The 19100-nt window shown below is 68.8% G+C and carries 27 protein-coding genes; 19 read left to right on the top strand and 8 right to left on the bottom strand.

All coding sequences use genetic code 11. The annotated features are described in order from the left end of the window. On the bottom strand, positions 1-721 hold a 721-nt coding region (locus tag ACWEMY_RS22655; RefSeq protein ID WP_452391628.1), incomplete at its 3' end, for a GntR family transcriptional regulator. 107 nt (positions 722-828) lie between these two features. Between ACWEMY_RS22655 and ACWEMY_RS22650 the strand changes: the two genes are divergently transcribed. From ACWEMY_RS22650 to ACWEMY_RS22605, 10 genes are read left to right on the top strand one after another with little or no spacing between them, the layout of a single operon-like run. Then, positions 829-1155: a hypothetical protein gene (locus tag ACWEMY_RS22650; protein WP_452391627.1), complete on the top strand. Its 327-nt coding sequence runs from the start codon at positions 829-831 to the stop codon at positions 1153-1155. Beyond that, positions 1152-1460 carry a hypothetical protein gene (locus ACWEMY_RS22645; protein ID WP_452391626.1) on the top strand — a complete coding sequence of 103 codons (309 nt, stop codon included), beginning with the start codon at positions 1152-1154 and terminating at the stop codon, positions 1458-1460. Before ACWEMY_RS22650 ends, ACWEMY_RS22645 begins: the two co-directional genes overlap by 4 nt. Next, complete coding sequence (locus ACWEMY_RS22640) at positions 1457-1675, top strand: hypothetical protein (protein WP_452391625.1); 219 nt, start codon at positions 1457-1459, stop codon at positions 1673-1675. Before ACWEMY_RS22645 ends, ACWEMY_RS22640 begins: the two co-directional genes overlap by 4 nt. Beyond that, entirely contained in the window at positions 1672-1977 is a 306-nt protein-coding gene (locus ACWEMY_RS22635) for a WhiB family transcriptional regulator (RefSeq protein WP_452391624.1), read from the top strand. The genes ACWEMY_RS22640 and ACWEMY_RS22635 overlap by 4 nt, the downstream gene beginning before the upstream one ends. Continuing rightward, a complete protein-coding gene (locus ACWEMY_RS22630) occupies positions 1977-2225 on the top strand; it encodes a hypothetical protein (RefSeq protein ID WP_452391623.1) in 249 nt (82 codons plus the stop codon). The genes ACWEMY_RS22635 and ACWEMY_RS22630 overlap by 1 nt, the downstream gene beginning before the upstream one ends. After that, entirely contained in the window at positions 2225-4129 is a 1905-nt protein-coding gene (locus ACWEMY_RS22625; protein ID WP_452391622.1) for a type IV secretory system conjugative DNA transfer family protein, read from the top strand. Before ACWEMY_RS22630 ends, ACWEMY_RS22625 begins: the two co-directional genes overlap by 1 nt. Beyond that, positions 4126-4905, top strand: coding sequence for a DUF4913 domain-containing protein (locus ACWEMY_RS22620; RefSeq protein ID WP_452391621.1), 780 nt, complete (start codon positions 4126-4128; stop codon positions 4903-4905). Before ACWEMY_RS22625 ends, ACWEMY_RS22620 begins: the two co-directional genes overlap by 4 nt. Next, positions 4902-7832, top strand: coding sequence for a toprim domain-containing protein (locus ACWEMY_RS22615; RefSeq protein ID WP_452391620.1), 2931 nt, complete (start codon positions 4902-4904; stop codon positions 7830-7832). Before ACWEMY_RS22620 ends, ACWEMY_RS22615 begins: the two co-directional genes overlap by 4 nt. A 22-nt stretch (positions 7833-7854) precedes the next feature. After that, positions 7855-10272, top strand: a complete 2418-nt coding sequence (locus ACWEMY_RS22610; protein ID WP_452391619.1) for an RRQRL motif-containing zinc-binding protein — start codon at positions 7855-7857, stop codon at positions 10270-10272. Continuing rightward, a complete protein-coding gene (locus ACWEMY_RS22605) occupies positions 10269-10568 on the top strand; it encodes a hypothetical protein (protein WP_452391618.1) in 300 nt (99 codons plus the stop codon). The genes ACWEMY_RS22610 and ACWEMY_RS22605 overlap by 4 nt, the downstream gene beginning before the upstream one ends. Positions 10569-10667: 99 nt before the next feature. On the opposite strand, the gene ACWEMY_RS22600 is transcribed toward ACWEMY_RS22605, so the two are convergent. Then, a complete protein-coding gene (locus ACWEMY_RS22600; protein ID WP_452391617.1) occupies positions 10668-11006 on the bottom strand; it encodes a hypothetical protein in 339 nt (112 codons plus the stop codon). Between the two features lie 98 nt (positions 11007-11104). Then, on the bottom strand, positions 11105-11401 hold the full coding sequence (locus ACWEMY_RS22595; protein WP_452391616.1) for a hypothetical protein: 297 nt from the start codon (positions 11399-11401) through the stop codon (positions 11105-11107). A gap of 77 nt (positions 11402-11478) precedes the next feature. On the opposite strand from ACWEMY_RS22595, the gene ACWEMY_RS22590 reads away from it, so the two are divergent. Both ACWEMY_RS22590 and ACWEMY_RS22585 read left to right on the top strand, forming a co-directional pair. Continuing rightward, a complete protein-coding gene (locus ACWEMY_RS22590) occupies positions 11479-12153 on the top strand; it encodes a hypothetical protein (protein ID WP_452391615.1) in 675 nt (224 codons plus the stop codon). Positions 12154-12213: 60 nt separating this feature from the next. Then, complete coding sequence (locus tag ACWEMY_RS22585; RefSeq protein WP_452391614.1) at positions 12214-12447, top strand: hypothetical protein; 234 nt, start codon at positions 12214-12216, stop codon at positions 12445-12447. Between the two features lie 124 nt (positions 12448-12571). On the opposite strand, the gene ACWEMY_RS22580 is transcribed toward ACWEMY_RS22585, so the two are convergent. From ACWEMY_RS22580 to ACWEMY_RS22565, 4 genes are read right to left on the bottom strand one after another with little or no spacing between them, the layout of a single operon-like run. Next, positions 12572-13009 (bottom strand): hypothetical protein, encoded by a 438-nt coding sequence (locus ACWEMY_RS22580; RefSeq protein ID WP_452391613.1) that lies wholly within the window; start codon positions 13007-13009, stop codon positions 12572-12574. Positions 13010-13048: 39 nt separating this feature from the next. Next, positions 13049-13366 (bottom strand): hypothetical protein, encoded by a 318-nt coding sequence (locus ACWEMY_RS22575; RefSeq protein ID WP_452391612.1) that lies wholly within the window; start codon positions 13364-13366, stop codon positions 13049-13051. After that, a complete protein-coding gene (locus ACWEMY_RS22570) occupies positions 13366-13599 on the bottom strand; it encodes a hypothetical protein (protein ID WP_452391611.1) in 234 nt (77 codons plus the stop codon). Before ACWEMY_RS22570 ends, ACWEMY_RS22575 begins: the two co-directional genes overlap by 1 nt. Before the next feature lie 41 nt (positions 13600-13640). Then, positions 13641-14039, bottom strand: a complete 399-nt coding sequence (locus ACWEMY_RS22565; RefSeq protein ID WP_452391610.1) for a hypothetical protein — start codon at positions 14037-14039, stop codon at positions 13641-13643. A 225-nt stretch (positions 14040-14264) separates the two neighbouring features. Here ACWEMY_RS22565 and ACWEMY_RS22560 point away from each other — a divergent pair, with 225 nt between their 5' ends. From ACWEMY_RS22560 to ACWEMY_RS22545, 4 genes are all read left to right on the top strand, one after another. After that, positions 14265-14543 (top strand): hypothetical protein, encoded by a 279-nt coding sequence (locus ACWEMY_RS22560; RefSeq protein ID WP_452391609.1) that lies wholly within the window; start codon positions 14265-14267, stop codon positions 14541-14543. Beyond that, positions 14540-14923 (top strand): hypothetical protein, encoded by a 384-nt coding sequence (locus tag ACWEMY_RS22555; protein ID WP_452391608.1) that lies wholly within the window; start codon positions 14540-14542, stop codon positions 14921-14923. The genes ACWEMY_RS22560 and ACWEMY_RS22555 overlap by 4 nt, the downstream gene beginning before the upstream one ends. 4 nt (positions 14924-14927) lie before the next feature. Then, positions 14928-15866, top strand: coding sequence for a recombinase family protein (locus ACWEMY_RS22550; RefSeq protein ID WP_452391607.1), 939 nt, complete (start codon positions 14928-14930; stop codon positions 15864-15866). Between the two features lie 286 nt (positions 15867-16152). Further along, positions 16153-17286 (top strand): hypothetical protein, encoded by a 1134-nt coding sequence (locus tag ACWEMY_RS22545; RefSeq protein WP_452391606.1) that lies wholly within the window; start codon positions 16153-16155, stop codon positions 17284-17286. A 340-nt stretch (positions 17287-17626) separates the two neighbouring features. Here ACWEMY_RS22545 and ACWEMY_RS22540 read toward each other — a convergent pair whose 3' ends face one another. Beyond that, positions 17627-17827 (bottom strand): hypothetical protein, encoded by a 201-nt coding sequence (locus ACWEMY_RS22540; protein ID WP_452391605.1) that lies wholly within the window; start codon positions 17825-17827, stop codon positions 17627-17629. Positions 17828-17924: 97 nt separating this feature from the next. Here ACWEMY_RS22540 and ACWEMY_RS22535 point away from each other — a divergent pair, with 97 nt between their 5' ends. The 3 genes from ACWEMY_RS22535 (at position 17925) to ACWEMY_RS22525 (ending at position 19051) form a co-directional block, all read left to right on the top strand. After that, the gene (locus ACWEMY_RS22535; protein WP_452391604.1) at positions 17925-18272 is read left to right on the top strand and encodes a hypothetical protein; all 348 of its coding nucleotides are present in this window, start codon (positions 17925-17927) and stop codon (positions 18270-18272) included. A 72-nt stretch (positions 18273-18344) separates the two neighbouring features. Then, positions 18345-18695, top strand: coding sequence for a hypothetical protein (locus tag ACWEMY_RS22530; RefSeq protein ID WP_452391603.1), 351 nt, complete (start codon positions 18345-18347; stop codon positions 18693-18695). A gap of 59 nt (positions 18696-18754) precedes the next feature. After that, complete coding sequence (locus ACWEMY_RS22525) at positions 18755-19051, top strand: hypothetical protein (RefSeq protein WP_452391602.1); 297 nt, start codon at positions 18755-18757, stop codon at positions 19049-19051. The last annotated feature ends 49 nt before the right edge of the window (positions 19052-19100 follow it).

Genomic DNA, 19100 nt, shown 5'->3' with positions numbered 1-19100 from the left:
CGGCAACGAGTCCGCCGCCGGTCTCGATCGCCGTGTCTCCGGCGTAGAGAGTGTGCTTGTGCACGAAGACCGGCACGCCGGGCACAGATGACATCCTCGCCTCTTCCTCGGAGGTCGGAATGCGGGCCCGCAGTGAGGTTTCGGTGCGCGTGACCTGCACACCAGCGTCGAGCAGCCACGCCATCGTGGTGCGTCCGGGGACCTCCACCGATGGATCGGTGAGCCCGATCTGCTTGGCAAGCTCGGCACTCATGTAGGAGTCGCTGACCTGGTGGGGAGTTCCGTCCGCGATGTAGGAAAAGGTCCGGTGTAGGACCTTCCCGGTCGTGCCGAGCTGCCCGGCGACATCGGCGGGTGGATCGACGATCGCGTAGGTGATGTTCACGTTCACCCCTGTCTGGATGCTGGTGAGGGTCTCAAAGCTGCGCGACCGCCCTGCCAGTGCCGCGCGGTATTCGCTGCGGTAGGCGTCGAGTTCACGGCGGACGAAGTGTTGCGCTCGCACGCGTACGCCGCGACGGGGTGCTTTCGGATCCGCGATGAGAAGGCCTTCGGCCCGCAGCGCGTTGATCGCGCGCTGAATGACGTTGGGATTGCCCACGTCGTAATGGTCGAGCAGCTGCCGGGAGGTTGGTAGCTGCTCGCCTGGCTGCCACTCACCGTCAGTGATTCGGGCGCGCAGATCGTCGGCGATGTCGCTCCACCGTGAGGGCGGGGGCAAGGGAACCTCCTCGGACTTTGTTACGTAATAACCGTTGCGTCAACGGCTTTGATACGTAACAATACTCCCATAGATTTGCTACGTAGCAAAGCGAGAGGGGAAACCGGATGACGATTCATCGAGATGGCGAGTGGCTCATCGCAACTCGCACCGAGCACGTGGGTTACGAGCTGGAGCAGGGCATGTACCGGCTGTCGCTGCTGCCGCAGCAGCTGGTCACCGCGCCGCAGGCCCTGGCCGGCCTCGCGATCGCCGAGATCGTCGACCAGTGGGGTCCGCTGCTGTGGGAGGACAACCCGAACGTCGACATGGTGTGGCGCCTGATCGCGATGCATGCCAAGACCCTCGGCATGGACGCCTTGGACGTGGTGCTCCGGGTGCTGCAGCTGGAGTGGCCGATGACCGCTGCTGAGCGTGAGGCGTGGTCGCGATGAACATTCCTTCGACCTGGAGCCGCGAGATCTGGCGCCGCGCAGCAACTCCGGTGATCCCCGTGGTACGGGTGATCGACGGGCACATGACCTCCGAGGCGACCAGCCATCACGCCGATTACGTCGGTGACGACCGCTGGGTCGTGGATTTCCTGCCCGGTCGTCAGCTGACCGTCGACCAGGCCCACGCGGCGATGAAGATCGCGGTCGCGCCCCAGCAGCTTGAAGTGCAGCGGTGGGCCGCCGCCCTGGGCATGACCGCGGCCGAGGCACGCGGATATGCGCAGCTGTCGGAGGTTTCGCGATGAGCCGCCGGATCTACCGCACCTACGACGTGTACGTCCCGGTCGGCACCGGTTCGCCGGTGTGGGCGATGTTCGCCCTGTTCGGGCTGTTCGTCGCGGTCGCGGTCGTGGTGATGGTGCTGGTGGTCCTGGCCTTCCCGGGCACGGATTACCCCTCGGTCGAGGTGACCCCGGGCCAGCCCGCGCCGGTCACCGCGGTACAGGGAGGTGCCCGATGATCCCGATCCTGCTCAACGACATCAGCCCGGAGCAGTGGCCGGACCGGGCCTGCCTCGGCGAGGACACCGACGTGTTCTTCGAGGACCTGGGCGCGAGTGCGGCGCAGGCGAAGTCGGTGTGCGCGGGGTGTGACCGGTTGCGTGAGTGCGCGCAGTGGGCGCTGACCGCGGAGTTGACCGACGGCGTGGTCGCGGCGGTGCGGATGCCCGGTGTGGGCCGCAACCGGGACGTGGCGCTGGCCGAGCTGGCCCGGATCGCGGCCACCGGTGCGGTGTTCGAGGCGGGGGAGGCGGCGGCCTGATGACGCACGAGACCGGCCCCGGCCCTCGCCTTTTCGAGCTCCAGCGCGACGTCGACGTCACCGGTTACTCGGGCGTGGGCGTGGTCGCGGACGGCGTGATCTGGCCGGACGGCACGGTCTCGATGCGCTGGCGGGGCGAGATCCGCACGACCACCGAGGCCGCGTGTGTGGCCGACATCGAAGCAATCCACGGCCATGGTGGCGCCTCGCGCGTCGTGCTGGTCGGTGAAGCGGAAGGGGTCCGGTGATGGACCGCAGTGTCAAGGCTCCCGGCGGTTCGGGCGGGTTCGACGAGATGAAGCCGCTGATCGCGGTCGGCGCGGGGTTCGGCCTGGTCGAGGGCGCGGGCGCGTCGCTGCGGATCGGTGAAGCCCTCTACGGCGGGCCCGCTCAGGAGGTGAGCCTGCACCCGGTCAACCTCGCGCTGGGGCTGGCCACCGGGCAGCTGGACTGGACCTGGGCCGCGACCGGGGGCGCGGTGACGCTGGTGGCCGGCCTGGCCGGGACCGCGCTGGGGTCGGCATGGTGCTGGGGCCGGTTGTGCGAGAAGTGCGCCGACCTCAAGGCTGGACGCAAGCGCCCGAAGGGCAAGAAGAGCAAGGAGTCCATCGACGAGCGGGCGAAGTTCATGGCCCGTGGCAAGGATCTGGTCGCGTTGTCGGCCAAGGCGATCCGGGCCAAGGCCGAAAGCCTCGGGGTGCCGTTGGGTGCCTCGGATGCGCCTGGGGTGATGATCGGGCGCGCGGCGATCGACGGGCAGGAGCTGTTCGCCAGCTACGAGGACCTGCACGTCGACATCTGGGGTCCGCGTCAGGGCAAGTCCACCTCGCGGGTGATCCCGGCGATCATGGACGCGATCGGCCCGGTGGTCTCGACGTCGAACAAGCGCGATGTCGTCGATGCGACCCGCGCCTTGCGGGAGAAGCGCACCGGTGAGCGCTCGTGGGTGTTCGACCCGCAGGGCATCGCTGGTGAGGCGCCGTCGTGGTACTGGGACCCGATCGAGTGGGTGTGGGGTGCCGATGGTGACGGCGCGGAGGAACGCGCCGCCGAGCTGGCCGGGATCTTCGCCGCCAGCGGCGGTGACCGTGAGGGCGATCCGTTCTTCACCACCGAAGGCGAGGATCTGCTGGCCGGGCTGATCCTGGCCGCCGCGGTCGGGGCGCGCCCGATCACCGACGTTTACACCTGGGTGACCGACGTCAAGGACAAGACCCCGACGAACCTGCTGCACAAGTCCGGGGACTTCCCGCGCTTCGCGGTCGGCTTGTCGGCGCAGTACGCGATGACGGAGAAGACTCGCTCGGGTGTGTTCACCACCGCCAAGAAGATGGCGGCGTCGCTGCGCTTCGCCAAGACCAGCCGGTGGGTCACCCCGCCCGCGGCGGGCGAGGCTGCGCGGGAGGCGTTCGACGTCGAGGCGTTCGTCACCAGCAAGCAGACCCTCTACCTGCTCTCGGGGGAGAAGAAGGGGTCGGCGGGTCCGCTGATCACCGCGCTGGCGGCCGCGGTCGCCGAGGCCGGTGCCATCGAGGGCAACCGTCGCGGTGGCCGGCTGCCGGTGCCGTTGCTGGTCGTGCTGGACGAGGCCGCCAACATTGTGCGCTGGCCGGACCTGCCCAAGCAGTACTCCCACTTCGGTTCTCGCGGAATCGTGGTAATGACCATCCTGCAGTCGTGGGCCCAGGGCGTGCGCTGCTGGGGCTCGGATGGCATGACCGCGCTGTGGGGGGCCGCCAACGTCAAGGTCCTGGGTTCGGGCCTCGACGATGCCGGGTTCCTGCGGGACCGGTCCGAGCTGATCGGTGACCACTACGAGCTGGTCTCTGCCCTGTCGCGTAGTGAGGGCGGACACCGCTCGACGAACGTCTCCCGGATCACCGAGCGCACCTTGACCACCTCGGACCTGTCGTCGATCCCTCGCGGTCGCGCGGTGGTGTTCACCTCCGGCCGCCCAGCGGTGCTGGTCAAGACCGTGCCCTGGATGGAGCGCGACTACGCCCCCGCGGTGAGCAAGGCGATCGAGCAGGCCGAAAAGGCTGCTGCCTCCAAAACTTCCGATCCCACCACCGCCCGCGCGCGACGCCGGTTCCGCGTGGTCGATGGCGACAACGACAACGGCAACTACAACAGCGAAGGACGTAGCGCATGACCACGACCGACAACCTCGACGTCGCGAATCCGACCGATCCGGTGAGCCCGGCCGAGGAGGCGGTGACTGCCGCGGTGGAGCAGGAGATCACCGCGCTGCTGGATCTGCCCGAGCTGCTCGACGAGGCGGTCAAGACCTCGGTGATGGGTGAGCTGGCGAGTGTGTCGAAGCGGATCGCGCGCGGCGCGGTCAAGGACATGCTCACTGACGACGTGCTGGCCGGGATGGTCGAGACCGCCCGCCACCAGGTCGAGGTGGTGCTGAACCCGGCCGCCGGCGGCAGCGGGCAGCCGGAACCGCAGGAGGAGCAGGAGGAGGAGCCGCAGACCTACTACGCCGACGTGGTCGACTTCGTCGACAACTACCTGGGCGTGAACTACCGCCGCGACGTGCACGACTACGACCCGTCGATGCGCTGGTGCCCGGAATGGATCCGCCATGGCGAGGCCAAGTCCCGGTTGAGCGCGCTGTGGCTGGCGTTCGAGCACCTGCGCCAGGGCGAGCACCTCGAGCAGATCAAGTTCTGGCGCGACTGTGTGGACCCGACGATGGACCGGCTGCTGTCGCCGAGCGGCCCGTTCAAGCACTGCAGCGTCTTCTCCGGCCACTCCGATGCCTACAAGAAGATGCCGACCGCGGCGATCGGCGCCCAGGTCGTCGCGGTGACCCGCCACAGCGGGCACCCCGGCACCTGGGTCGAGACCTCCTCGCAGCTGATCGTCCCGGCCTCGGTGATCGCGGCGCGGGCCACCCGTGATGTGGGTGATCCGTTTTGACCCGCCAGCAGGCCACCCAGGACGCGGGCCCGCGTAGTTGGGTGCGCATCACCACCGCGCTGGAGCAGACGATGGGCCCGGGCCGTCAGGCGGGCAGCTGGATGCAGTACTGCTGCCCGGTGCACGAGAACGACGGTCGCCGTCATCGACCGTCGTTGGCGGTCAAGTACTTCGAGGACAGGGGCAAAACCCAGATCCAGTGCTACGCCAGCTGCGACTACGAGCTGGTGTTGGACGCGATCGGGTTGGCACCCGGCGACCTCTACGACCGGCCCCGCAGCGGGCGAGGCCGGGGACCTCGGTCGGCCAAGCCCGCTCGACCGGTCTCGCGGGTTGAGGCCGCGATCGAGGCGGCCGGGCTGCCACCTCGCAGCACCCGTCCGGATCTGGGTGCGCAGCGGTCGGCGTGGCGCACGACCGCGAGCTATCCCTACATTCGGGCCGATGGCACGGTCGCCGGCGCGGTGCTGCGTCGTGAGGCTCGCTTCGACCGCGGCATCGACAAGGAGTTCGCGCAGCGATCCTGGGACCCGGCAACGGGTTCGTGGGCCAAGACCGGATTCGACAAGATCCCGTACCGGCTGCCGGAGCTGCTGGAAACCATCGCCGAGGGCGAGCGTGTCGTCTACATCGTCGAGGGCGAAAAAGACGTCCACGCCGCCGAATCCGCCGGTCTGACCGCGACGACGAACGCCGGTGGCGCGCTGTCGTGGACACCCGAGCACGCCCGCTGGCTCGCCGGTGCGCCGACGGTGATCATCGTCGCCGATCACGACGCCCCCGGATACCGGCGCGCCGAGAAAGTCATGGACACCTTGGCCGGTGTCGTGCCGCGCGTGCGGGTCGTGACCGCCGCGACCGGCAAGGACCTGCACGACCACCTCCAGCTCGGCCACGAGATCGCCGAGCTGGTGCCGGTGGCGGGCCTGGACCCGTTCACCGCCATTCCTGCGCCCGCGCCGACCACGGCCGCGGGCACCACAACTCCGGGAGGACCCGTCATGCCTGATTACCTGCTCGCCCCCTCTGGTGATGTTCCCGTCCAGCAGTCCGACGAGATCGACCACATGGGGCGGCATTGGGGCCAGTTCGTGCAGATGCTGTTCGCGAAGGTGATGGCGGCCGCGGTGGCCGCAGCCGAACGGCGCAAGCGCGATCTCGAACGCGCCGCCCAGCGCAGCGCCGAGCAGGAGGCGGCCGAGAAGCGGCAGCAGGAGATCGAGCGCAAGAAGATCGAGGCCCGGCTCAAGAAGGTGTTCGACCGGGGCCTGGACAACGCCACCCGCGACGAGCTCGCCGCCGCGGTCAAAGACGCGGCCACCGTCGCGGGAGACTCACCACTGGCCGCTGAAGCGTTGGGGCGCATGGCCAAGCACGTGCGGACCCGCTACGGCATCGACATCGACCCCGCCACCGGCGCGGTGTCGATGACCGAACAGGTCGCCGCGGCACCGGAACTGCTGTCAGCGCTCAAGGCCGCCGAGGGCGAGCGTGCAGATGGTGCGCGGTTGAAGAAGGCCCAAGAGCGGATGGTGGAGATGGTCGCGCGCGCTCCGGGGTTGTCGGAGGAGACGCGCACCGAGCTGTACGCGGCGGTGCAGTCCTGGCGTGAGCGTCCGGGCCAGCCGCAGCTGGAGTCGCTGACCAAGAAGCTCGCCGCCGCCAAGGTCGCCCCCGAGGTGCGGCACCGGATCCGGTTCGTGGCCGCCTATCTGGGCCAGGCCAACGGGATCGAGGCACTGTCGGAGGCCACGACGTTCGAGGCCGCGCTGGCGACCCGCGAACTTCGTCGGGTCGCCGAGCCGCTCGTCGATGCCGGGGAGGAGGCCAAGGCGCGGATCGACAAGCTGCTGGTGCGCTATCAGGACGGCCTGGCCGCTGGCGGCCCGACCGACCGGGTGCGCGAGCAGCTCGCCGACGAGGTCTCGCGCCTGACGCCGGAGGACCAGAAGACCGCCCGCGCGCGCGGTGTCGCGATCCGCGACAACCCGGCAGGCAAGTTCAAGCCGCTGTGGCCCGATCACGTCGACCGCGCCGAGCTGTCGGACACGGTGCAGATGTATGCGGTGCTGGCCTCCCACGCCGAGCGGGTCCAGGCCGAGGCCGGGTCGCTCGAAAGCGTGGCCGAGGACGGGGTGGTCAAACGAGCCGCGGCCGCACGCAAGAAGATCGAGGGCGCCATCGCCAACGGCCAAGGCCTGCACGAGCTGGAGAAGGACCAGCTCAAGGCGGTGATGGCCGACATCAGCGCGGGCAAGACGAAGGTTCCGGCGTTGATGTTCGCCGATGAGCGGTCCGCGGCCGCGCTGGATCGAGCCCGCGCCGACATCTACGCCCGCGACAACGCACGCATCACCCGCCGCAAGGCCGAAGCTGTCCTGGAGTCCTCGGCGGTCCCGGCCGGGACGGCGAGGCGGGCCAAGGCGCAGCTGGTGAGCCTGACCGACGCCACGACCCAGCTCGGCGCTGGGCGGATCAGCCTGCACGAGCACGAGCAGTCCCAGCGGCTGGAGAAGCTCGACGTCACGCTGACCCAGCTCGGGGTGCCCGAGCCGTTGCGCAACCAGGTGCGCGGGATCTTCGAGCAGGGCCGCGAGACTGCGGCGATCGATGGTCGTCAGGCCCGCAACATCGCCGACACGTGGACCGAGCGCGAGGACGGTGTCGTGAAGTCGCGGATGCCCAAGCCCAAGCAGCACGTCCACGACCGGCACGAACGCGCGGCCGCGCTCAAGCGCGGCCTGGCCCAAGTGGGGCTGTCCGCCGACGAAATCGCCCAGCAGGTCGCCGCGGACGCCGACCGGGTGCCGCCGCCGGCGGCCGCAGCGGCCGCGCCGACCGCGCAGTCCACCCGGGGTAGCGCGGTCGGCGGGATGCGCAGCCGCCACCTCGGTCTGCACCACGACCATCCCGAGCCCGAGCTGTGACCCGCCGGAGGATCGACCGGTCATGCCCGACCAGCACGAAGATCTCGATCGCTACGACTGGATGAGCGCTCCCGCGCATTTGAAGACCCGCCGTCAGCTCCGGGCGGCGGGTCTTCGCCCCAACGGCCAGGACGTCGCAGCGCTGATGGTGCGAGAGCGGCGCGGGCGCCGTCTGGTCGCTCACCTCTACGACGTCCGTCTGGCCGCCCCGAAGCGAACTGCGACGCCCGCCCAGCTGATCGCGGTCGCGAAAGCCGTTCGTGGCCACCAGCTCGCCGCCGCTCTGCGCCGCGGCTTCACCGAAGAACAACTCACCACCGTCGCCGATCCCGGCGACGCCTGGACCACCCCGGTCACCCCTGAGAAAGGAAATCCCATGTCGAACAACGAGACCGCCGAGGCCGAGATCACCGACAAGTCGGTCGCCATCGACTACGCCCGCTACCTCGCCGAACAGCTCACCCAAGCCGAGAAGGACGCGCGCACACCCGGGCTGTTCGTCGGCCAGGTCGACGGCGCGCCGACGCGGGCGGTCGGTCCCGCCGAAGGGGTCGGCTGGGTGGTCGAAGAGTCGCGGCGCCAGTTGCACACCCACCTGATCGGGTACCGGTTCCTGCTCGGTGATGCAGCCGAGGAGTGGGCGGAGCATTTCGCCGATATCGACGACGCGTCGGTGATCTCGACCAAAGTGAAGCCGGTCGGGCACGGGCAGCGCTTGGCGCACCTGCACGCGGTCGTCGCGCTGAACCAGTCGCGGCACCGCCGCGAACAGCGTGATCGTGAGCGTGAGATCGCCCTGGGGGAGAGTGTGGAGGCCGGCGTCGAGTTCACCGAGCTGTTGACCGAGGCGCGCGAGGCTGCGGAAGCCCGTTTGTCGCAGCCGATCCGGTGGGCCAACCGCGACCGGGTCGCAATGACCCTGACCGACGCACTGAGCTGGCGCGGCGAGCTCGACATCGCCGACGACGTGGTCACCAAGGTGGTCGGCGCCTACGCCAGCGACTGGGGCGTGATCGTCGATCCGGACAAGCGCACCGTCCGGATCGACGAGAAGCACAATGCCGCCGAGCGACAGGCCTTCGACGAGGTCGCGGTGGTGTGGGACCGGGAGTCCGCGGTGATCGACATCGTGTCCGCCTCCGGCCTGGCCCCGGAGGCGAAAGGGCCGGTGATGGAAGCGATCCACCGCTGGCGCGGCGAGGCGACCGACCTGCAGGACCCGCAACGTCACGTCGCTGACCAGCCCGAGCGGCGCGAGCAGCTGCGCGCGGAGCTGGCCGAGCTGCCGATCCCGGCCGAGGCCCGCGCCTATGTGGAGATGACCGTGGACTACCTGCGCGGCGATGTCTCCGAGGTCGATCTGCTGGCCACCCCGGTGCTGGTCGACCCCGGTCAGGAGGCCCGCGGCCGGATGCGGGGCCTGCTCGACCTCTACGCCGACGGCAGCATCGCCCCGCAGATTATGGCCGAGGAGATCGCGGTGCTGTCTCCGGCCGATCAGCAGATCGTGCGCGAGATCGGGCGCGGCATCCGCGACGGCAAGAACCCGGATCGGGCGGTGTGGGCGGACTACATCGACCGCGACGCCTTCGCCGAGGACCTGCTCAACTACCTCAACGACGCCGAGGAGCAGCGCGCCGAAGCCGACTACATCGTCGAGAACCACCACCCCTACCCCGACCAGCTCGGCATCAACGACGACATCGAGGACCGGCTGCCCCGCATGGCCGCGGCCCGCGACGCCTTGCACGCCACCGTGGAGAAGTCGCAAGGTCTGAACTCGACCGAGCGCCACCAGCTCACCGCGCTGCTGGCCGACATCGAGGTCGGCCGCGTGCTCACCGACGAGCAGCTGCCCGAGCTGCTGTTCCTCGACGAGCGAACCAAGTCCGATGTCGACTCCCGCCGTGAAACCGCTGTCGTCGACGCCGCGATCGCTGACCTCCCGACCGAGGTGAGCACCCTGGTCACCACCAAAACCAACCTCGCCCAGGACAACCCGGTACACCAGGTGATCACCACCGCCGCCAAGAACCTGCACAGCACCGTCCGCGACGTCGCCCGCGGCATCGGTCCCGTCGAGCAGAACCGCGAGCTCTACTCTGCCCAGCGCACCGCCTTGGGCAAGGCGCTGAGCCGGGCGGGAGTCGACCGCGACACCATGGGCGAGATCCGCACGCTGGTCGACACCACCGCCAAAGCCGCTGCCCAGACCCGGATGGCGGCAACGGCGCGACGTGAGCAGTGGCCGGCCAAGGTCGAGAAGGCCTGCGCCGATCGTGACCGTGCTGCCGCCAAACCCCAGGCCCAGGCCGCGTCTGCCCGGGGCTGCCGGACCCGGTTGGACCGCTCGGCGGCGCGGGCCACCGAGGCGACAGCTGACCCTGCGCGAGTGCCCGCTCCTCACTCGGAGATGGCGGAGCAGGGGTTCGAGCGGTGAGCGGCGCCGTGGTCGAGCTGCACGTGATCGCCCGGGTCGACGACGGGGATTGCGCGGCCGACCTGTTCGGATGCGAGACGTACTACGACGTGGACGACGGCGCCGCCGGGCGTGCGGTGACCGGGTTCTGGGAATCGGTGACGGTGCCGCCGGGCGCCGGCGGTCTCGATGAGCTCGATGCCGCGCTCGCCGGGGCGGGCTACACGCGCACCAGCGAATGGCGGCGCCGGGTCACCGCCGCAGGCCAGATCCGCTACTTCACTGACGCCACCATCCGAATCGAGGAAGCGCTGTAGCGACCGCGACCCACCCGGCAAGCCGGTCTCGGCACCGCAAGTAGGCCCGGCCAGGGAAGTTTCCTGGCCGGGCCTACTTGCGTCTGGAGGGCGGTGGGTTCAGTTCGCGGCGAGCATGAAGGCCAGCAGCACGATCACGGCGGTGACGAACACGGCCAGGCGCAGCCGGTTACGCCACGCGGGCTCGGGGTTGTAGCGGACGGCCTGGCGACGTTCGATTTTGGCTAGCACCCGCATCGACGGGTGGAACGGCGGCTGCCGGAATCCGGGCAGCTCGCTTTGGATCGGACAGTCCGAGGTGCGGTGCGAGAGCTCTTTGCAGTGCCAGTTGCGGCACGGGTAGCGACGCTCGTAGGTGACAGAGCCGTCGGGGTGGACGGTCTCGATGTCCACGCCAGGAACCCGGAAGTGGGGCTGGAAAGCCCGCTGCTTCTTCACGTTCTGCCACCTCCTCGCACCGGCGCTCGCCGATGCGAGGGCAGTGTAGGCGCCGCCGGCCGGTCTGGACAGCACGGACAAGCTCGGCGGCGCGCGGATCAGCGCGGGTGTTTGGGTATCGAGACCGCGGTCTCGTCCTCTTCCAGGAGTAGCTTGGCGAGGGTCTGTTCGTCGACCGGATCGCCGGTGACGAGCACGACGCCGGGGGTCTCGGTCGTCTCGAAAGGCACGGTCATCCCTGGTTCTGCCCAGTCGCTGATCGTCGCAGGTACCAGCACTGCCGCCCCGTCGCGTGCGGTGCGGCCCTGCACGATCAGTACGTAGGCGTCGGTGTCGTAGAGCGCGGGGCACCCGTGCTCGGTGGACCCGCAGCCGAGTAGGCGCAGCATCGGCACGAGAACCTCCTCGAGGATCGGAACAGACCGACGCAGGCTACCCCGCCACGTTCCCCGGCTCTTGTGGTGAGGGCTCGGTGTCGGTGCCCGCGCTCACACTGATGGCTCCCCGTCCTTCTCACCAGGGAGCGTCCAACATGACTGAGACAGAGAGCATTTCAGCGCTTCGCCGATCGGGCGACCAACTGCGCCGACAGTTGGCGCACCAGTACGCGACCTCGAGACCCGCGATGACGGCGTTCGCGTTCATCGCCGTCACCGTCTTCACCGCGGCGGCCTCGTTCGGACCCGAGTGGGCCAGGCTCGCAGGTGCGTCGGCCTGGGAGGCTGCGGTGTGGCCGGTCGCGGTCACCGCGGTCACCGTCCAGTCCCTCTACTGCATGGTGCGGGCGGCGCCGGACTGGTACCCGGTCTGGGCGCAGTGGTTGTTCGCCGCTGTCGCTGGGTCGGGGATTCTGCTGGTCGGGACAGGCTGCGGCCTGAATCTCGGTGGCTATCCGCACGAGCTCGGCGACGCTGCTGTGGTGTGGGTGCTCGCGGTGCCCGGGTGGTCGATGTTCCTGTCGGTGATGGTCGCGGCGACCTTCATGCTCGCTGTCCATCTACCGCGGTCGCTGCCGACGGCAGCGATCTCGGCAGCGGTGCCGAAGCTCACTGACGATGACGCCGCGCCGGTGGATATCGACTCTGCGGTTGCTCTGGGGCTGCCCGACTTGCTGGACGGGTTTCCCGGCCGGTCGGGCAACGAATGACCATCACACTCCGGCCGCACGCTCGGCGCATTTCCGCTGATCAGACGATAAAATCGGGGGATGTGGGCAGAGCAGTTCCCGACCGAGTTCGCCAAGCTGACCGATGAGCAGGCGCACGGGCTCGAACGCACGTTGGCCAGCCATGCCCTCGAAGGGCTCGTGCCGGACCGGATGTTCGTGGCGAACCTGGTCGCGGTAGGAACCGGTGTGATCGACCGTGCCGAGTACTGGCGCCGAGGTAGGCGATGGGCAGCACTGCGGCGAGAGAACAGGTTGAGCCACCTCACCTCGTGACCTCGGCCCGATCCTCCTGAACTGCGGGTTGTCCGGTTTCGCGCAAAATAGTGAGAGCAGGATCTGCAGGCGTCACGGACGCACAACGGCCCCGCCGGTTGGCGGGGCCGTTGTGGTCTGCGGGCTAGAGTGCGGTCTGCACGCCGAACCCGCCGTGCTCGGCGGCTCTGTGCAGGAACCGCACGAAGTCCTTGGCGACCTCGCCGGTAGTGGCGGCGGCCAGCGCGCTGCGGCACTCCTGCTGGGTGACCCACCAGTTGTTGCGACCGCCCCTCAGCTTGTGCAGGGCGATGCCCTGGGCGCCGAAAGTATCGACGGACCATGCCCTTTCGGCGGCCTCGATGCTCTCTGTGGTGTCGTCGGTGGATTCAGGGTGCGGGGTGAGGTCGACTTCTTCGCCCATGCCGGCGGCGGCCAGGGCCGCGATCTGGCTGTCGACGTCGACAAGATAGTGGTGCAGGTCGGCCATGGCCGGGCTGGTGGGGACGTCGGGGAAGTGGGGAACAGGTCGGCCGTGGATGTCGAGCAGGTACAGGTCGACAGGAGCGGTCATGGTGGACATGGGGTTACCTCAGCTTCAGGGGAGAAGGACCGGCCGGGCTCAGGGGCCCAGGATTGCGCGGATCTGGTCGGCGGCCCGACGCGCGATTGCCTCGTCGAGCACCGCGATCGGGCTCTCGGCTTCGGCGAACCACGATGGGCCGACCGTGAACGGGGCGCCGGTGAGCGCGACCCCGACGGGGCCGAGGTCGCAGATGATGGCGTCGCCGGACAATGGGTCGGAGACGACCTCGACGATGACGTACTGGCGTCGGATGCGGTTGAAGTCGTCGCTGGACACGATCAGGCACAGCATTCCGCCGGGCAGCACCGATCCCGACGGGGCGTTCCACACCTCGCCGAATCTGGGGTTGGCCATCAGCTGGCCCGGGAGCGGGTGATCAGCTGCGCGGTGAGCGCGCTGGCCCGGTCCGGGGTGTAGCCCGCGGCGTTGAGCGTGGCACTGTCGGTGGCCAGGCGCCGGCGCATGTCGTCTCGGTGGATCAGCGACGCGAGGAATGCCGAGCGGTCCATGCCGGCTTCGTTCGCGCGGCGGGCGAGTATTTCCAGGGTTTCGTCGTCGAAGCTCACTGACGTCTTACGTCCAGCCATACCGCCGATCGTACCGCCGTCAGCGGTACCGGCGGCGGAGATCACGCCCCTTCGTCGTCGGGGTACTTCTCGTCGAGTTCGTCGTTGCTGAGGTAGTAGTCGGTGAACTGGCGCGGATCGGGTCCGATCTGCCAGGTCTCGTCGGCGTTGCCGAGCATGTCCTCTTTGGGCCACTGGTCGCGGTCGTCGTCGGCGATCTCGCGTGCGGTTCGGTTCCGGTAGTCCAGTTCCGTGTCGCCACGATCGGACACTTCGTTGAACTCGGCGTCGTAGACCAGCGCGGTGCGCCCTGCGACGGTTGCCGGGCGCATCTCGTCCGGGTCGGTCACCACGATCACTTTGGTGATCTGGGCGGTTTCGCCGTTCTCGTTGCCTTCGACGCGCACGAACACGGGGGCGTTGAACTGCACCCACCGCACGACGCGATCACCAGTCGCCATGGTCAGCCAACCTAGACCCCCGCTGCCGTGGCCCGCGACCTTTCCGGCTTCGAGGCCACCGGCTCGCAAGGTTCTGGTGGTGCCGAAACTCGCCGACAACTGTCTCTAAAACGATCGTTTTCGGGAACCATCTGCGCGCACCGGATCGCCCAGGTAACATGAGTCGCTAAACTCGGTCCTGGAATCAGCGTTTCAGGACCGCTCTGCAACGGATTAGGGGACATCATGCGCCGGGCGCAGCTGCACAAACTCGTCACCGAGCTGATCGAACAGACCTGGGGCGGCGACGACGCCGATGTCGCCGAAGCGATCCTGGCCGACGACGCCTTCGGCGCGCTCTGCCACCACCTGCACGAGGCCGGCGACGTCGAACCCGTATGGGCCAAGCTCATCGAGTCCTTCGACGACAAGACCCTCGACTTCCTCGCCGAGCGCGCCGACAACCCTGCTGCCTGGCTGGCCAGCCGCGTCCGCGACAGCTACACCCCCGAGCACCTCGCATGACCGTCTACCTTCCCGGCACCCACCCGGAAGAGACCCATCCGGCCGCGATCATCGCGGCCAGGTTGCGGGCACTGCTCCCGCCGGAGTGGCACGAAACCTCAGACGCCCCACGGCATTGGAGGTTCCTCGATTCCGAAGCCGATCCGGAACCCGACGGCAGCCTCAGCGCCTTCATCGAGGTCGACGGCCGCGAACGTCCGGTGCCTGCCCTGGTCCCACAGGTGTCGGGCACGCAGACCGGCCCGACCGTCACCGCCTACCGGGACGGTCGGCAGATGCTGGTGGTCCTGCCCGAGATGCTCGACCGCTGGGACATGGAGGCCGCAATCCGCGCGGCGGCCACGATCGCCAGCGTCGTACTGAGCGAGGAATGGAGGTAGCGGGGTGACCCGATACGGGTACGCGCGGGTCTCGACCCGCGACCAGTCCACCGATCACCAGGTCGACGCGCTGCGTGATGCCGGGATCGCCGCGGAGAACCTCTACGTCGAGAAGGTTTCCGGCAAGCTGTCTTCCAGGCCCAAACTCGATGCCTTGCTGGCGGTCCTGGAACCGGGGGACGCGGTGGTGGTCACCCGGCTGCGGCGCATCGGCCGCAGCCACCAGCACCTGCTCGACCTCGTGCGCCGCTTCGGTGAGGACGGCATCGACTTCGTCGTCCTCGAACAGGGCATCGACACCAGTACCCCTGGTGGGCGGCTGATCTTCCACTTCCTGGCCGCCCTGGCCGAGTACGACCGCGAGCTCATCGTCGAGGGCACCCTCGACGGCCTGGCCGCCGCCAAGGCCCGCGGCCGGGTGGGCGGGCGGCCCGGGGCGCTGAGTCAGGCTCAGCTCGACCAGGCCCAGCGTCTCTACGACGAGGACAACCACACCGTCGATGAGATAGCGGCGATGTTCGGTGTGGGCCGATCGACCCTGTACCGGCACCTGGCCAAGGTCGACGCCCTGTGCGCGCTGGTGATCTACCGCAACAGCCGGGCCAAGGTCGACGACGACAACCGCCGATACGGCGAGACCGCCGCCGGCGAGCGGGTCCAGCACGAGGCAGACCGCAAGTGGTGGAACATCTCCCAGGCCCGCCGCAAGCACCTGCGCGCGGTGGTCTACGTCGTCGACGGCACCGTCGCCCGGGTGCGCGCGGTCGACCCCGATTTGGCGTGGAATCCCGACGACGACCGCGGCTACGCCGACCTCGGAAAGGCGTTGTCGGCACCGATCACCGATCCGGTCCGGGTCGCTGACCTGGTCCCCGCCGGACTTCGGCTGGGCGACAAACGACCTCACGTCAAAGGCAAGATCCGCGAGTACGTCTCGCTTTGACCGTCACCAAGGCCGCGCGCGCGGATGTCTATACATCAGTTGTATAGACAATCCTGGCTGTCACCGGATCGCGGATATGCCCCGCGACCTGCGGGAACCGCCGAGCCGGGTGGGTCGATTTGATCGCCCCACGTACATCACCACGTAAAACCACCACGTATCGCCCCACGGAAAATCCGGCACCACCTCACCCACCCGAGTGTGTACTTGTACGTAGTTCCGATTTCCGCCGCGTGTGACCGTGGACGTAGCCCCGCTACCGAGCCCGAACACGGAGGCAGACACCATGACCACCAACGGTTTCCAGATCATCCCGACACCTTCCGGCCCGGTCGGGATCGACACCGACCTGCCCCGGCGCTACCTCGCGCTGGCTGAGAGCTCCGATCCCGCCGCAGTCGCCAGCGCCGCCGCGATCCGGGCACGTCTGCATGATCCGGACGCCCCGCTGCCCGATAACGCCACCGCCGACCAGCGAGCACGGCTGCGCGGCGTGCTGCCCGATGAGGTCCTGGACCATCCCGACGCAGAGCGTGCGGTGACGCTGGCGGCGGCGGGGATGCTCATCGTCGAGACTCTCTACGGCGGCCCGGCGACCGGGCGGGTGCATCCGATCGTCGGCGACCTCGAGCAGCCCGAATTCGGGGTGTATGCCCACTACCATCACGGATTCGGCCTGCTGGATGCCGTGACGGCCCTGCACCAGCACTTCGTCGCTGACAGCGGCGAGATCGCCGACTTCCTGGACGCGATGGTCGCCGACTTCTTCAGCGACGCTGTCTACGGCCACGGTCGGCGCGCCGACACCGAGACCGGCTACGACGAGCTGCGCTCGGCGCGCCTGGTCTACGGTCACGCCCTGGCCGCCGGCTACGCGAAGGAGCGGGCGGCTCGGCTGCGAGATGCGGTGCTGGGCACGGCGTTCAGTGAGGCCACCGGCGCCCAAGCCGGGCGCGAGGACCACGACCCGGTCGTCGCCGCGGTCGCCGGAGTCGATCTGCACGTCCTCTCCACCCGGGCCTCGGTCGCGGCCGCGATCGAGCTGGCCATCGAGAACGGCTGCTCGGCGCGGTTTTCCGCCGACAGGATGCTGGGCAGCGCGGCCGCCGCGGCGGGTCTGCGGCTGTCCAGCACCCGCGAGGCCCTGGCGTTCATCGACGAGCGACCCGCGCTGCGGGAGTGGCTGGGGAGGACCCTGCGCGCCAACGCGCGGTTCACCGGCGAGATCTACCAGTATCCGCCTGCCTGGACCCTTGAGGACCCGGTCACCCGGTTCGCCAACGCCAGCCTGCAGTACCAGATCGCCGACCAGCTCGAAGCTGGCACCCTCAGCGCTGTCGAGGCCTACGCGCGCGCCCTGGAGCACCAGCAGGCCGATCCGGTCGAAAATTCTTCGGCGGCGCCGGTCACAGCGTGCTGAAATCCGACATCTCTTCCAGGTAGAGAGCCCGTACAGATGCGGGGTCGCTACTGAGAGAGGTGAGTGCGTGATCCAACGGGAGATCCGCATCCAGGTGCCCGTGCACCCCTGTTCCCTACCGTCCGCGCCCATGAACGGAAATGAATCTCGATCCTCCGCTCCCAGCACGGGTTCGGAGGCCGGTGAGCGGCATACGCCACCGGTGGCTGCGGCGGCCGATGATGACCGCAGCTTCACCCGCCGCGCGGGCCAGGAGGTCTCCTTGGGTGGGCTACGCCGCCTCGCGGACTGGGCTGCCGGAGAGCTGCTCGACCTGCTCGGCCTAGGCGGCGGGTAGCGCTCAGAACGGTCGCTGAGGAGCTTTCACCGTGTCTGTGGGTGCGGGCTCCTCGGCGGCCCGTCGCCGGCGCGCGTGTTCTTCGAGGGCTTTGTCCAGATCGGCGACCACCCAGGCAGGGCCGAACCGGAGCAGCCCCCACACCGCGGTGAACGCGGCCGCGACGAGGACCCACAAACCGAGCTCGCCCAGGTACTCCCACATGTGCGGTGACGGTACCTGGGCGAGTGGGAGATCGGCTCTCTGGCAACGAATCCGGCGTATCGTCGGAGTCTGGACTTCGGCAGCGTCAGGGGGCGTGATGGGCAGCTTGGCAGATCGGTACCTGGATCTGATCGCGGAGATGAAGCGGATCGGGTGGAAACCCGACCAGCAGCGCCTCGACGAGATCGGTGCCGAGCTCGTCGAGCTGGACCATCGGCTCAAGACCGAGATCGGCGCCGGCCGCGAGTACAACCGGCTCGACGAGATGAAAGGTGCCGCGCACGACCTGCTGTCGTCGGCGCGCAGCCGTCACCAGATCGAACTCGACACCACCCGTGCCGCTCGTGAACGCGAGGCCTACGACGCCGCGCACCCGACCATCTTGAGCCCGCAGCAGAATGCCTTCCGCCGTGTAGTGGAGCACGACTTCGGGTTCGAGCGTTGAAGCCGGGCGGTCTCGCTGGGCAGTCGAGCCCACGCGGTGGACTCCGTCCGGGATGGGGCGCACGCTGGAGGGGTGGGTGCTGAGGAACAGCGTCGAGCCATCCTCGCCCAGGTCACCACGCAACTACGCGACCTGGCGGACTACCTGCGTGGTGAGCGCGCCCGCATGGCGGCCGCCGGAACCAGCACCGACCAGATCGATCAAGTCATCGCCGAACTCGAACCGATCGTCGTGGGCGTCCACGAGGCCGAGGTCGCTTCAGCAATCACCGGCGCGCTCGACATCCACGGGCCCGGTCCGTGGATGGATGCCGACTTGGCGAGCGTGGCCGGTGTGGACCTGACCGACCTGCGCAGGCTCCGTGACCAACTCCTCGCCGCCGGCATGATCCACCGCCCCGACGAACCCTCTCCACCGCGGTGATAGCCCGGTTCGGTGGCAAGTTGCCAGAACCGGTAGGCGCATCGCCTACCGTCGCGGTCATGAGTGAGGGAATGACGATCGTCGGCTATGCCGTGCTCAACGGGCGCCTGCTCGAAGCCGAGATCCTCGCCGAGCTGCGTCAGCTCGGCGAAGCCCCCGACGACCGCTACGGGGCACTGTTCATCTACGAGACCGCGGCCGACGGCACACGGTCGAAGTGGACCCTGTTCACCGCCGACCCAACCTACGCCGAGATGCTGACCACAGGCACCGGTATCGAGGAGTTCGATCCTGCGGTGTTGCGTGCGAAACTTCCCGCGTATCAGCCGGGTTGGGTTATTCACGTCGACGACTGACTGGCCACCAGCGCGGTGGTGGCCACTGTCCTGGAGTGGTGCAGATCGG

It is taken from the genome of Nocardia sp. NPDC004415, from assembly GCF_053602435.1.
The sequence above is the reverse complement of the archived record's forward strand: the minus strand, read 5'-3'. Positions and strand labels throughout refer to the sequence as shown.

Bases quoted from the DNA above. Each gene is read 5' to 3' on its own strand.
- ACWEMY_RS22650 (WP_452391627.1), top strand. From the start codon at position 829: ATGACGATTCATCGAGATGGCGAGTGGCTCATCGCAACTCGCACCGAG.
- ACWEMY_RS22645 (WP_452391626.1), top strand. From the start codon at position 1,152: ATGAACATTCCTTCGACCTGGAGCCGCGAGATCTGGCGCCGCGCAGCA.
- ACWEMY_RS22640 (WP_452391625.1), top strand. From the start codon at position 1,457: ATGAGCCGCCGGATCTACCGCACCTACGACGTGTACGTCCCGGTCGGC.
- ACWEMY_RS22635 (WP_452391624.1), top strand. From the start codon at position 1,672: ATGATCCCGATCCTGCTCAACGACATCAGCCCGGAGCAGTGGCCGGAC.
- ACWEMY_RS22630 (WP_452391623.1), top strand. From the start codon at position 1,977: ATGACGCACGAGACCGGCCCCGGCCCTCGCCTTTTCGAGCTCCAGCGC.
- ACWEMY_RS22625 (WP_452391622.1), top strand. From the start codon at position 2,225: ATGGACCGCAGTGTCAAGGCTCCCGGCGGTTCGGGCGGGTTCGACGAG.
- ACWEMY_RS22620 (WP_452391621.1), top strand. From the start codon at position 4,126: ATGACCACGACCGACAACCTCGACGTCGCGAATCCGACCGATCCGGTG.
- ACWEMY_RS22610 (WP_452391619.1), top strand. From the start codon at position 7,855: ATGCCCGACCAGCACGAAGATCTCGATCGCTACGACTGGATGAGCGCT.
- ACWEMY_RS22585 (WP_452391614.1), top strand. From the start codon at position 12,214: ATGTGGGCAGAGCAGTTCCCGACCGAGTTCGCCAAGCTGACCGATGAG.
- ACWEMY_RS22580 (WP_452391613.1), bottom strand. From the start codon at position 13,009: ATGTCCACCATGACCGCTCCTGTCGACCTGTACCTGCTCGACATCCAC.
- ACWEMY_RS22575 (WP_452391612.1), bottom strand. From the start codon at position 13,366: ATGGCCAACCCCAGATTCGGCGAGGTGTGGAACGCCCCGTCGGGATCG.
- ACWEMY_RS22570 (WP_452391611.1), bottom strand. From the start codon at position 13,599: ATGGCTGGACGTAAGACGTCAGTGAGCTTCGACGACGAAACCCTGGAA.
- ACWEMY_RS22565 (WP_452391610.1), bottom strand. From the start codon at position 14,039: ATGGCGACTGGTGATCGCGTCGTGCGGTGGGTGCAGTTCAACGCCCCC.
- ACWEMY_RS22560 (WP_452391609.1), top strand. From the start codon at position 14,265: ATGCGCCGGGCGCAGCTGCACAAACTCGTCACCGAGCTGATCGAACAG.
- ACWEMY_RS22555 (WP_452391608.1), top strand. From the start codon at position 14,540: ATGACCGTCTACCTTCCCGGCACCCACCCGGAAGAGACCCATCCGGCC.
- ACWEMY_RS22545 (WP_452391606.1), top strand. From the start codon at position 16,153: ATGACCACCAACGGTTTCCAGATCATCCCGACACCTTCCGGCCCGGTC.
- ACWEMY_RS22540 (WP_452391605.1), bottom strand. From the start codon at position 17,827: ATGTGGGAGTACCTGGGCGAGCTCGGTTTGTGGGTCCTCGTCGCGGCC.
- ACWEMY_RS22535 (WP_452391604.1), top strand. From the start codon at position 17,925: ATGGGCAGCTTGGCAGATCGGTACCTGGATCTGATCGCGGAGATGAAG.
- ACWEMY_RS22525 (WP_452391602.1), top strand. From the start codon at position 18,755: ATGAGTGAGGGAATGACGATCGTCGGCTATGCCGTGCTCAACGGGCGC.